The organism is Paracoccus sp. FO-3, from assembly GCF_006386455.1.
GTDB lineage: Bacteria > Pseudomonadota > Alphaproteobacteria > Rhodobacterales > Rhodobacteraceae > Paracoccus > Paracoccus versutus.
In genome coordinates, this window is sequence record NZ_VCBQ01000046.1 from 1 (window position 1) to 11,804 (window position 11,804).

Genomic DNA, 11,804 nt, shown 5'->3' on the forward strand with positions numbered 1-11,804 from the left:
ACTAATTTCGCACCGCCATTCTCACCCCGGCAACTGGTTCTGAGGCGAGCGGCAACGGCTCAAGCGGAGGGGGTTTTCCCGCTCTGATCGTTTCTTGCCTTTCGTCGAACGCTTCGACCGATCGCCTGTCCTCCACGCGCTTCCGATAGGCGGCGGGCAGTCCGCGCGCGAAGGGGGCGACCAACGCCAGAAAGTCGGGATCGCTACTTTGCTCCGCCATCACCTCCAGCACACACCCCGTAAGTTCGTCTTGGCTTGGTCCGTGCTGCAACTGCCCGAGATCGGCAAAGAGACGGAGCAGGCAATCCCGGACCCGATGCTGCCATATCGCCCGCGCTGCCGTGAGACGGGCCTCCCGTCCCTCCACCGCGGCCTTGAACGCTTCAAATCCTGTGGGATTCGGCTTGTCCTCCCGATTTGCCATGCTGCATCGTTCCTTTCCAGCCTGCTCCTGCTGCCGCGCCTGTATGCTGGGGCGCTTCCCTCAGTCCCAATGACCCCATTTCCGCCAAGCCCAATGGACGCCGCGTCAGAAGAGCCAGCCAAGACCCGCAATCATTTCCAGAATGACTACCATGCCCATGAGCTGGGCATCTACCGAAGCCAAATAGCCGAGCGTTATCAGGACGGCGGAGATGGCTATGACAAGGCGAAAGCTATCGTTGCTCATTTATTCTGCCCGCAAATTTCCCATGGATCACGTTCCGACCCCTCAAGAATCTGGATCAAAACAGTGTCGATTTCCTGTATTATCTCCTCGGAACCGAGCATGTCTGGGTCCAAAGCGCCAATAACACTCCAATGCTTGGCAGCGATATCGAATTGCGTCATATGGTGACGGAAGGCGATTGCGTCGGAAAAGCCATAATACCTTGTCAAAAATCTCGAAATGGGACCGGAAGCAGGTAACTCGCCCCGCCATAGCGACCGTCTCCCCACCCATTGCCCATCTATCTTCTGAACACGCAGCATATCGATCAGCGCGCAAGCATGATCCATGACGTAAGGCGCACGATGCATTGCCTGGGCATGAAGATCTTCGGATGCTGCTGGATTGCCCGCAATGAACATAGCCGCCGTGACGCCGAGCAACCCTGTACGAAAGCTCTGCATCATGTCTTGAGGCTGCATATTCATGACAATGCCAAGCGATTTGGGATCATAGCCCAGCCCGCCGCTTGCATTCATAGGCTCGGGTCTGCAGATGTGTCTCACGCGTGCGATCTGGCTGGATGGCAAAGCCGGCGATACCGACGACCGGAATCCAAGTCACGGTGTTCTGGGCCTCCTTGCCCTGTCGGTTGGTCGCTTCCTGTCGCTGAAGCTCCTGATGCACCGTCGAGCAGGGCCAGATCGAGGGATGCGGCCCTGCCTGCTGTGCCGGGGCCGCGGCACAACCGAGCAGCACCAGCGAGCAACCCATTCCAAGCCAGTTCTTCGCCTTCATCTCTAATCTTTCCACAAATTTAAACCGCACTTCATATTTCTACAAAATTCAAACCACGCACGATTTAATCTGTCAATCCATGAAGCCTACTCCGGTTTCATGACCGAAGCGCTCAAACACTTCATTGCCGGGCAGGTGCGGACCTTTCGCAAGCAACGCGGCTTGCGTCAGGCCGGGCTGGCGGAGGCCATCGGCCGCACCTCGGAAGCCATCTCCAACATCGAGCGCGCCAAGTCGCTTCCGGCGCTTGACACGCTCATTGCCATTGCCGCTGCGCTGGAGGTGCCCATCCGGGAGTTCTTTCCAGATGATGGGGCGACCGAGAACAAGAGCCCGAACCGATTGAAGCTGGATGCCGAGGCCACGGCCATCATCAGGGGGCTCAGCGACGAGCGCGCCAGGATCGCTCTTAGCCAGTTGCGGGCGCTGGCCGAGGCGTGAGGCAGCTTTCGACTGCACCACGCAACCGCGAAACGCGCCGAGGAAAACGGCGTCACGATGGGAACTGACGGGGACCTCTGGGTCGGGGTCAAGGGCGAAGCCCGCTGGACCGACGAACACGCGCCCGTGGCGCTGGATGCTGCAATCTTCGATGCGCTGATCCGCGCGGAATACCCGGCGCTGGCGCTGGAACGCACGGACGAAGGCTTCTGGGTCACGGCCAGCGAGGAACACCTGTGGCCCCTCGCTGGCGACGGGGAAACGATCTTCGCCTCAGTGCCGCCGAAGCCCGCCGATCTGGCCGAAATCGTCGACTACGCAGCAGAACTGGGCATCGATCCCAGCGAGGGCTACGACGAGGACGAGGACCGGAAGGGCGGCTCAGTAGTCGACCCGTCCTACAAGCGCCAATACGCCGAGGACGGGCACCCGAACAACAACGGCGACTGGTTCGCCAAGACGATGGATAGCCTCAAGCTGACTGTGCTGCTCGACAACAAGCGGACGGTCGCGGACGTTCAGGCCCTGAACACGCTGTTCGCCGACAATGGCATCATCAGCGAGGACCACAAGTTCGGCGCGGTTTTCCACGGCACCGCGCCCCGGCGCAACGGCTGAGAAGGCCGGTTCCGTATGAGCGGGGGAAACATGCCGCGCCCCGCCATTGTGTTTCAGTGACAACATTTGGCCGGAAAAGCGCTTCGGTCCCTTTTGCGCGCCGATCCTTGGATAAGCTATTGATTTCCTGGTAATGGCAGGGATTTGTCACAATGACACGATCTAAGGACAATGCGGTCTGAGGCACCGTGACCATGGCGATGCCGCAATTGATCGAATGGCAGATCGAGGGCGGCAAGGAAAAGCTCGAAGAGCACAGCCTCGAGGAGTTTGTAACCGCCCTGGTATCGGCCAGGGAAGGGCGCGAGGCGGTGCTGCGGCTCAACCTATTCGTTTCCCTGTAACAGAAGAAACCGCAATGCATCCGAATCCTGTAAGGCGGTTGCACCGCGAGCCAACACGGAGACCGGCTATTGTACAGCCGCCTTCACCGCCGCGAAGGCCTGATCGGCGAATTCGCCCAAGGCGCCTTTGTGCGGGCGATAATCGATACCTTGCACGACGCTGACCGTTTTGTCATCGACAGCGATACACTGCGCGATGAAAGCGCCGCTACCCTCGGCGCCGCCGCTGACGGTCACGAGTTGGCCCGGATAGCTCTGGGTTGCGGTGTGCAGCCCGGCTTTCGTGGCGATCTCTACGACGGCCTTGCCGCAGGTCTCGATGCTCAGTTGCGCGGCGGGGGTGCGCTCGACATGATAGGTCACATTGAAATCGGTGCCCTGCGCCACTGAGGGAGTCGCCAGGACAATCAAACCGCAGGCGCCGAAAAGCAGAGCGAAACGTGTCATCGGGAAATCTCCATCGTCCAATAGGGCTCATGCTAATGCATCGGGAGCGAAACCTTGAAGGATGAATACCAGCCGGTGAAGGATATAGGCGGAAACGCACCGGTGAAGGATGGTAGGCACCGCGCCGGGCGGCCCCATGACACGGTGGCCCGAATTCCGGTGACCGCGCGGTGACCGCTGACAACTTCGGAAAGGGTGGCAAGATGTCGGAAGGGGTATGAGAAAGGCGCTAAGGGGTTGTTAAACCTGCCTTAGCGCCTTTGGAATCATGGTGGGCGATAACGGATTTGAACCGCTGACATCTTCGATGTGAACGAAGCGCTCTACCGCTGAGCTAATCGCCCGATGCGCGCTAGATAGCCGCAGCCGCGGCGGGCTGCAAGAGGCTTTGGACGAAAAATCATGCCTCGCCGGCGGCGCGGCGGCGCAGGCGCAGGGTGATGACCTCGCCGCCCGATCTGTCGTTGCGCCGGCTGATCCGCGCCCGGCCCAAGGGCGGCAGCGCCAGCGTCATGCCCGCCGCAATCGCCTCGTCCAGTTCGGCCAGGGTGGCCTCGACGACGGCCTTGACCTCGCTGTTGCGCAGGCCGGTCCGCCGCGCGACCTGGGCCAGCAGCTGCCGCTTTTGCAGAACCCTTGCCGGCTCAGGCTCGGCTGTGCTTTCCCTTTTCGGTTTTCCCTCCGATCTTGCCATGAGCGAACTCCTTTCTGATGGAGCCTCGGTCAAGAAAAAACCGCGCGGGATGGCCCGCGCGGTTGCTTGTGTCAATGGGCGACCGCCGCGCCGCCACTGCCCTGGTCACGGGTCGCGGCCAGCCGGCTGGCCTCGGCCGCTTCCTCGGCGGCCTCGTCCCATTCGATGGGCTCGGGCATCCGCACCAGCGCCTGCTGCAACACCTCGCGCACATGGCTGACCGGGATGATCCTGAGCCCTTCCTTGACGTTGGCCGGGATCTCGGCCAGATCCTTTTCGTTATCGGCCGGGATCAGCACGGTCTTGATGCCGCCGCGCAGCGCCGCCAGCAGCTTTTCCTTGAGCCCGCCGATGGCCAGCACGTTGCCGCGCAGCGTGACCTCGCCGGTCATGGCCACGTCCTTGCGGACCGGGATCTGCGTCAGCACCGACACGATCGAGGTCACCATGGCGATGCCCGCCGAGGGTCCGTCCTTGGGCGTCGCGCCTTCGGGGACGTGGACGTGGATGTCCACCTTCTCGAACTTCGGCGGCTTCACCCCCAGCTCGGGGCTGATCGAGCGGACGAAGGAGGATGCGGCGTCGATCGATTCCTTCATCACCTCGCCCAGCTTGCCGGTCGTCTTCATCCGGCCCTTGCCGGGCAGCTTCAGCGCCTCGATCTGCAGCAGGTCGCCGCCGACCTGGGTCCAGGCCAGGCCCGTCACCACGCCGACCTGGTCGTCCCTTTCGGCCAGGCCATAGCGATAGCGGCGCACGCCCAGGTATTCCTCGGCCTTTTCGGGCGTCACCTCGACCGACTTGACCTTGCCCTTGAGGATCTCGGTCACCGCCTTGCGGGCCAGCTTGGCGATCTCGCGCTCCAGCGACCGCACGCCCGCCTCGCGGGTGTAGTAGCGGATCACATGGGTCAGCGCCTCGTCGCTGACCGAGAACTCGCCCTTGCGCAGCCCGTTCGCCTTGATCTGCTTGGGCAGCAGGTGCTGGCGCGCGATCTCGCGCTTCTCGTCCTCGGTATAGCCGGCCAGAGGGATGATCTCCATCCGGTCGAGCAGGGGCCCCGGCATGTTGTAGCTGTTGGCCGTGGTCACGAACATCACGTTCGACAGGTCGTATTCCACCTCGAGATAGTGGTCCACGAAAGTCGCGTTCTGTTCGGGGTCCAGCACCTCCAGCATCGCGCTGGCCGGGTCACCGCGGAAATCCTGGCCCATCTTGTCGATCTCGTCGAGCAGGATCAGCGGGTTCGTAGTCTTGGCCTTCTTCAGCGCCTGGATGATCTTGCCGGGCATCGAGCCGATATAGGTCCGGCGGTGGCCGCGGATCTCGGATTCGTCGCGCACCCCGCCAAGGCTGATGCGGATGAACTCGCGCCCCGTGGCGCGGGCCACCGAACGGCCCAGCGAGGTCTTGCCGACGCCCGGAGGCCCGACGAGGCACAGGATCGGCCCCTTGAGCTTGGCCGAGCGGTTCTGCACCGCCAGGTATTCGACGATCCGCTCCTTGACCTTTTCCAGGCCGTAGTGATCGGCGTCCAGCACCTCCTCGGCCTTGCCGAGATCCTTGCGGATGCGCGATTTCACGCCCCAGGGCAGCGCCAGCAGCCAGTCGAGATAGTTGCGGCTGACCGTGGCCTCGGCCGACATCGGCGACATCGACTTCAGCTTCTTCAGCTCGGCTTCCGCCTTTTCGCGGGCCTCCTTGCTGAACTTGGTCGCGGCGATCTTTTCTTCCAGTTCGGTGATCTCGTTCGAGCCGTCCTCGCCGTCGCCCAGCTCCTTCTGAATGGCCTTCATCTGCTCATTCAGGTAGTATTCGCGCTGGGTCTTCTCCATCTGCGTCTTGACGCGGGACTTGATCTTCTTCTCGACCTGCAGGACCGACATCTCGCCCTGCATCAGGCCATAGACCTTTTCCAGCCGCTCGGCAGTCACCAGCGTTTCCAGCAGTTCCTGCTTCTTGTCCAGCGCGATGCCCAGATGGCCGCTGACCAGGTCGGCCAGGCGCGCCGCATCGCGGGCCTCGGCTACGGCCGAGACGACCTCTTCGGGGATGTTCTTGCGCACTTTCACGTAGCGCTCGAACTCCTCGGCGACGGCGCGGGTCAGGGCGGCCAGCGTTTCCTCGTCGCCCGGCTCTTCGGGCAGCATCTCGCAGCGGGCCTCGAAATAGGCGTCGTTCGGCACGAAATCGGTGATGGTGACGCGCTCGCGCCCTTCGACCAGAACCTTGACGGTCCCGTCGGGAAGTTTCAGCAACTGCAGCACATTGGCCAGAACGCCGGTGCGGAAGATCCCCTCGGCGGCGGGCTCGTCGACCGCGGCATCCTTCTGGGCTGCGAGAAGGATCGGGCGGTCCTGCTCCATCACGGCCTCGAGCGCCCGCACCGATTTTTCGCGCCCGACGAACAGCGGCACGATCATGTGCGGAAACACCACGATGTCCCGCAAGGGCAGGACCGGATGGGTGGTTTGGGCGAATTCGTTCATGGAATCAGTCCTTTCTCGCCAAGAGGCGCAACCCCTAAAGACAGGCAGTCTGCGCCCCCTGCTGGCAGACAAGATAGGAAGCCCGCGCAAGAGGTTCAATGGGGGATTTGTTCGCATTTTGTTCTTGATCCCGCCGGGCCGTGGCAAGAAAAGGGCCCCCGGCGCGAACCGGAGGCCCCGAGGGTCGTCGGACCTGGGTGAAAGCGGGGTCAGACCTTGTCGCGGAAGAAGTGGTCGATCTGCTCTTCGGCCTTTTCCTTGGTCCAGCCGTATTTCTCCTGCAGCTTGCCGGCAAGCTTGTCCTTCCTGCCCGCCATCTCGGTCAGTTCGTCATCGGTCAGGTCGCCCCATTTTTCCCTGACGCTGCCCTTGAGCTGGTTCCATTTGCCTTCGATGATATCCCAGTTCATCGGCACTCCTTTCGAGCGGATTGAGTTTGCATGTGGGAATTGAACGACCGTTCCGTGCAGGAGGTTCCCGCATGCGGCCGGAAATCTGCCGCAGGATTCGCCGCCTCCCTGCTGTGCCGCCGCCGGATTCCGGGAAAACGGGCTGATCTGGAAAGGGAAAATGTCCGGCCGGGAAATGGCGGAAACTCGCCTTGGGCAACGGGTAGGGACTGCCGGCCGACGATGGGCGAGCCAAATTCCGTCATTTCAACTGCAAGGCGGTACCGGATCCCGGCCGAGGGGCGCGAAAAATCCTTGGCCGGTGCGGTTGCAGGGCGCGCGATTCAATAAACCAGCACAAGAGCATCGGCGGAAAAGCGCCATGGTTTTATCGAAATGATCGACAAGTCTCGGGTAGAATGTCAAATTCGAATAAAGAGCGACCGGATGAGCACGGTGCCCACGTCTCACCCGGTCTTGCCGTACCTGTAAAAGTGGAAATCGTTCAACGGCTGAAGTCACCCTGCAATGAAAGCCGTTGAGCGGGAACCTGCCTTTTTGGTGAGGTTTCCGACGAATTTCCGCATTTGATGCAATTCAAGGGTGTTTCCGTTCCCTATTCTTTCCCCACCGCATCGCATGGTGGTTGAGTGGGAAAAGACGAATTCGCCTCTGGAACGAAACCCCCTCCTGTTGCTAAACCCGTCGCGGTAAAGATTCGCAAGATGGGTATGTGTAACGTGGGCAAGAACAAAGACAAGGACCGGGCGGACACGCCCCCGACGACCAAGCGGGCCGCTCAGCAGGCCGCCAACCGTGCCGAGCGCGAAGCGCAGCGCCAGTCGCGCCATGCCGAACGCGCAGAACAGCGCAAAAAGCCGGCAGCCAAGGCCAAGGCCGGAACCAGGGCAAAGGCAAAGGCCAAGGGCAAAGCCGCGGCCAAGGCCCCCGCGCCGGTGCAGGCCGGCCCCTTCAATATCCTGCTGATCGGCCAGGACATCCGCCTGAGCATGGAGGCGGCGCTGTTCGCCGCCAGCCTGCGCCACCACGCCCCCGACTGGCGCGGCCGGCTGATCGTCGCAGAGCCCGCCGCCGAGGGCGCCTGGAGCGGCGAGCGGACCAAGATACCGGCCCCGATCCGCCTGGCGCTGCTGGATTTCGGGGCCGAGATCCTGCCCTTTACCGCCCGGCATTTCGGCGCCAGCTATCCCTTCGGCAACAAGATCGAGGCGCTGTCGGTGCTGCCGCCCGGCGAGCCCTTCGTCTTCTTCGACAGCGATACGCTGGTGACCGGGCCGCTGGACCGGCTGCCCTTCGACTTCTCGCGCCCCTCGGCCTCGATGCGCCGCAGCGCGACATGGCCCGAGCCGCCGCTTTACGGTCCGGGCTATGGCGCGATCTGGAAGTCGCTCTATGACCGTTTCGGGCTGGATTACGAAAGCTCGCTGGACACCAGCCAGCCCGACGAGCATTGGGAGCGTTACCTGTATTTCAACGCCGGCTGGTTCTTCGGCGCCGACCCGCAGGAATTCGGCCGCCGCTTCCTGGACTGGGCGCTGGCGATCCGCGAGGATCCCGGCGAGGCGCTGGCCAGCCAGAAGCTGGACGTGCTGCTGGACCAGGTGGCGCTTCCGCTGGTGATCCACGCGCTTGGCGGCGGGCGGCCGGGCCCCGGCCTCGCCGGGCTCGACGGCGACGTGACCTGTCACTATCGCGACCTGCCGCTGCTTTATGCCAGGGAAAGCGACCTTGCCGTCGAGACGGTCGAGACGCTGCTGCGCGATCCGCGGCTGGCCCCGCTGGCCGAGGCATGGGCGCCCTCGCGGCAGATCGTGCTGGAGGGAACCGGCCGGGACCGCATCCGCCCCATGTTCGACCGCCGCATGCCGCTGAACGAAGGCCGCACGCGGCAAATCCTGAAGAAGGCCGGCCTCTGGCTGCGCTAGCCGCGAGCGACGGTTCCCGGCCGGCAGGGCGCTGCCGGGAACCATCGGCGGGACCGTCACCCCTTGGCCAGCACCGCATCGCAGCGGGCGCAGGTGCCCGGATGGCGGTGGCTGCCGACATCGGGCAGGATCTTCCAGCAGCGCTGGCATTTCTCGCCCTCCGCGGCCTCGAAGACCACGCCGATGCCGGGCACGTCCGACAGCCGGAACGCCTCGCCCGGCGCCGGATCGGCGGTCAGGCTCAGGTCCGAGGTGATGCAGATATCGGCGAAATCCACCGATTTCAGCGCCTTCAGATCCTCGGGCTCCTCGACATGCACCACCGGCGCGGCTTCCAGGCTGGCGCCGATCACCTTGTCCGTGCGCTTGATCTCCAGCGCGGCGGTCACGGTGCGGCGGATGCGGCGGATGGTGTCCCATTTCGCCGCCAGCGATGCGTTCAGCCACTCCGCCGGGGTGACGGGGAAGTCCCGCAGATGCACGCTGTCATCCTCGGAGGGGAAACGGCTCAGCCAGACATCCTCCATGGTGAAGGGCAGGATCGGCGCCAGCCAGGTGACGAGCCGGTGGAACAGCAGGTCCAGCACCGTGCGCGCCGCCCGCCGGCGCAGCGCATCGGGCGCGTCGCAATAAAGCGCGTCCTTGCGGATGTCGAAATAGAAGGCCGAGAGGTCCACGGTGGCGAACTGGAACACGGTCTGGAACACGCCCTGGAAATCGAAGCCGTCATAGCCCTTGCGCAGCTGCTGGTCGATCTGCGCCAGCCGGTGCAGCACCCATTGCTCCAGTTCCGGCATCTCGGCCGCCTCGACCCGCTCGGCCTCGTCGAATCCGGCCAGGTTGCCCAGGACGAAGCGCAGCGTGTTGCGCAGCCGGCGATAGCTGTCGGCGGTGCCCTTGAGGATCTCGGGGCCGATGCGCTGGTCGGCGGTATAGTCGGTCTGCGCCACCCAGAGCCGCAGGATGTCGGCGCCGTATTGCTTGATGACCTCGGCCGGCACGATGGTATTGCCGAGCGACTTGGACATCTTCATGCCCTTCTCGTCCAGCGTGAAGCCGTGCGTGACCACGTTGCGATAGGGCGCCCGGCCCCTGGTCGCGCAGGCCTGCAAGAGCGAGGACTGGAACCAGCCGCGATGCTGGTCGGTGCCTTCCAGGTAGACGTCGGCGATGCCGTCCGGCGCCCCGTCGGCGCGGTCGCGCAGCACGAAGGCATGGGTCGAGCCGCTGTCGAACCAGACGTCCAGCACGTCCATCACCTGATCGTAATCCGCCGGATCGGCCACGCCCTCCAGCACCTCGGCGGCAAAGCCGGGGCGATACCAGGCATCGGCGCCGTCCCGTTCGAAGGCTTCGATGACGCGGTCGTTCACCCGCTGGTCGCGCAGCAGGAACTCCGGGTCGCCGGGCTTTGCGCCCTTCTTCACGAAACAGGTCAGCGGCACGCCCCAGGCGCGCTGGCGCGACAGCACCCAGTCGGGCCGGTTCTCGACCATGGCATGGATGCGGTTGCGGCCCGATTGCGGCCACCATTTCACTAGCCTGTCGATCGAGGTCAGCGCCCGCGTGCGGATGGTGTCGCCATATTCGCCCATGCCGTCGGCCAGCGCATGGTCGATGGCCGCGAACCATTGCGGCGTGTTGCGATAGATCAGCGGCGCCTTGGACCGCCAGCTGTGCGGATAGGAATGCTTGATCTTGCCCTTGGCCAGCAGCGCGCCGGCCCAGGCCAGCTGCTTGATGACGCTGACATTGGCCGGGCCTTCCTTGCCGTCCGCACCGATGATCGCCTGGCCGCCGAACAGCGGCAGGTCGGCGCGATAGGAGCCGTCCGGCTCGACGTTATAGGTCATCGGCAGCTTGAAGCGCAGCCCAAGCTGATAGTCGTCGTCGCCATGGCTGGGGGCGGTATGGACGAAGCCGGTGCCGGCATCCTCGGTCACATGCTCGCCCGGCAGCATGGGCACGTCATAGTCCCATTCGCCCGCACCGCCCTCGACGCCGCGCAGGGGATGGGCCAGCACCAGCCCCTCCAGGTCGGCCGCGGTCACGTCGCGGACCCGCTCCCATTCCTCGACCTTGGCCGCAGCGCGCACGCTTTCGGCCAGCGCATCGGCCAGCACCAGCAACTCGCCGCTTTTCGCCGTCGCATTCTCGGCCACCGCGCCCACGCGATAAAGCCCGTAGGCGACGCCCGGATTATAGGCCACCGCCCGGTTCTGCGGAATGGTCCAGGGGGTGGTGGTCCAGATCACCACGCTGGCGGGTTTCTCCGTTGCCCAAATACCCTGCGACGATTCCACCGGGAACCGCACCCAGATGGTGTGGCTGGTATGGTCGTGATACTCGACCTCGGCCTCGGCCAGCGCGGTCTTTTCGACCGGCGACCACATCACCGGCTTCGAGCCCTGGTAGAGCGAGCCGTTCATCAGCAGCTTCATGAACTCGGCCGCGATCACCGCCTCGGCGTGATGGTCCATGGTCAGGTAGGGATCGTCCCATTTGCCGGTGATGCCCAGCCGCTTGAACTCCTCGCGCTGGACATCGACCCAATGCTCGGCAAAGCGGCGGCATTCCTGGCGGAACTCGACCACGTCGACCGCGTCCTTGTCGCGGCCTTCCTTGCGGTATTTCTCCTCGATCTTCCATTCGATCGGCAGGCCGTGGCAGTCCCAGCCCGGCACGTAGCGCGCATCGCGGCCCATCATCTGGTGGCTGCGCACGATGATGTCCTTGATGGTCTTGTTCAGCGCGTGGCCGATATGCAGGTTGCCGTTCGCATAGGGCGGGCCGTCGTGCAGGATGAAGGGCGCGCGCCCCGCCGCCCTCTCGCGCAGCCGGTCGTAGATGCCGATGCGCTCCCAGCGGGCCAGCCATTCGGGCTCGCGCTGCGGCAGGCCGGCGCGCATCGGGAAATCGGTCTGGGGCAGGAAGACGGTGTCGCGGTAATCGGTCGCGGCCTGGGTCTCGGTCGTGGTGTCGCTCATCT

13 protein-coding genes and 1 tRNA gene are annotated in these 11,804 nt (G+C 63.9%); 4 read left to right on the forward strand and 10 right to left on the reverse strand.

Annotation, left to right across the window (positions count from 1 at the left end; all coding sequences use genetic code 11):
- Nucleotide 1: 1 nt before the first annotated feature.
- From FE811_RS13980 to FE811_RS13990, 4 genes are all read right to left on the reverse strand, one after another.
- A complete protein-coding gene (locus FE811_RS13980) occupies nucleotides 2-424 on the reverse strand; it encodes a hypothetical protein (protein WP_140847936.1) in 423 nt (140 codons plus the stop codon).
- A gap of 105 nt (nucleotides 425-529) precedes the next feature.
- Nucleotides 530-670, reverse strand: a complete 141-nt coding sequence (locus FE811_RS27480; protein WP_181180869.1) for a hypothetical protein — start codon at nucleotides 668-670, stop codon at nucleotides 530-532.
- Nucleotides 667-1,188 (reverse strand): hypothetical protein, encoded by a 522-nt coding sequence (locus tag FE811_RS13985; protein ID WP_140847939.1) that lies wholly within the window; start codon nucleotides 1,186-1,188, stop codon nucleotides 667-669. Before FE811_RS13985 ends, FE811_RS27480 begins: the two co-directional genes overlap by 4 nt.
- Nucleotides 1,160-1,447, reverse strand: coding sequence for a hypothetical protein (locus FE811_RS13990; RefSeq protein WP_140847942.1), 288 nt, complete (start codon nucleotides 1,445-1,447; stop codon nucleotides 1,160-1,162). Before FE811_RS13990 ends, FE811_RS13985 begins: the two co-directional genes overlap by 29 nt.
- A gap of 99 nt (nucleotides 1,448-1,546) precedes the next feature.
- Between FE811_RS13990 and FE811_RS13995 the strand changes: the two genes are divergently transcribed.
- The 3 genes from FE811_RS13995 (at nucleotide 1,547) to FE811_RS27485 (ending at nucleotide 2,850) form a co-directional block, all read left to right on the forward strand.
- Nucleotides 1,547-1,888, forward strand: coding sequence for a helix-turn-helix transcriptional regulator (locus tag FE811_RS13995; protein WP_140847945.1), 342 nt, complete (start codon nucleotides 1,547-1,549; stop codon nucleotides 1,886-1,888).
- A 57-nt stretch (nucleotides 1,889-1,945) separates the two neighbouring features.
- Nucleotides 1,946-2,506, forward strand: coding sequence for a hypothetical protein (locus FE811_RS14000; RefSeq protein ID WP_140847948.1), 561 nt, complete (start codon nucleotides 1,946-1,948; stop codon nucleotides 2,504-2,506).
- Between the two features lie 194 nt (nucleotides 2,507-2,700).
- Nucleotides 2,701-2,850, forward strand: coding sequence for a hypothetical protein (locus FE811_RS27485; protein WP_166435543.1), 150 nt, complete (start codon nucleotides 2,701-2,703; stop codon nucleotides 2,848-2,850).
- 66 nt (nucleotides 2,851-2,916) lie between these two features.
- Here FE811_RS27485 and FE811_RS14005 read toward each other — a convergent pair whose 3' ends face one another.
- From FE811_RS14005 to FE811_RS14025, 5 genes are all read right to left on the reverse strand, one after another.
- A complete protein-coding gene (locus tag FE811_RS14005) occupies nucleotides 2,917-3,297 on the reverse strand; it encodes a DUF6180 family protein (RefSeq protein ID WP_140847951.1) in 381 nt (126 codons plus the stop codon).
- 269 nt (nucleotides 3,298-3,566) lie between these two features.
- Nucleotides 3,567-3,641: transfer RNA gene (locus FE811_RS14010), tRNA-Val, on the reverse strand.
- 56 nt (nucleotides 3,642-3,697) lie between these two features.
- On the reverse strand, nucleotides 3,698-3,991 hold the full coding sequence (locus tag FE811_RS14015; RefSeq protein ID WP_072462018.1) for an HU family DNA-binding protein: 294 nt from the start codon (nucleotides 3,989-3,991) through the stop codon (nucleotides 3,698-3,700).
- A 71-nt stretch (nucleotides 3,992-4,062) separates the two neighbouring features.
- Nucleotides 4,063-6,480, reverse strand: a complete 2,418-nt coding sequence (gene lon, locus FE811_RS14020; RefSeq protein WP_036758095.1) for an endopeptidase La — start codon at nucleotides 6,478-6,480, stop codon at nucleotides 4,063-4,065.
- 209 nt (nucleotides 6,481-6,689) lie between these two features.
- Nucleotides 6,690-6,890: a CsbD family protein gene (locus FE811_RS14025; protein ID WP_116222244.1), complete on the reverse strand. Its 201-nt coding sequence runs from the start codon at nucleotides 6,888-6,890 to the stop codon at nucleotides 6,690-6,692.
- Between the two features lie 710 nt (nucleotides 6,891-7,600).
- On the opposite strand from FE811_RS14025, the gene FE811_RS14030 reads away from it, so the two are divergent.
- Entirely contained in the window at nucleotides 7,601-8,815 is a 1,215-nt protein-coding gene (locus FE811_RS14030; protein WP_116222245.1) for a hypothetical protein, read from the forward strand.
- 56 nt (nucleotides 8,816-8,871) lie between these two features.
- On the opposite strand, the gene ileS is transcribed toward FE811_RS14030, so the two are convergent.
- Entirely contained in the window at nucleotides 8,872-11,802 is a 2,931-nt protein-coding gene (ileS, locus tag FE811_RS14035; protein WP_116222246.1) for an isoleucine--tRNA ligase, read from the reverse strand.
- Nucleotides 11,803-11,804: the final 2 nt, after the last annotated feature.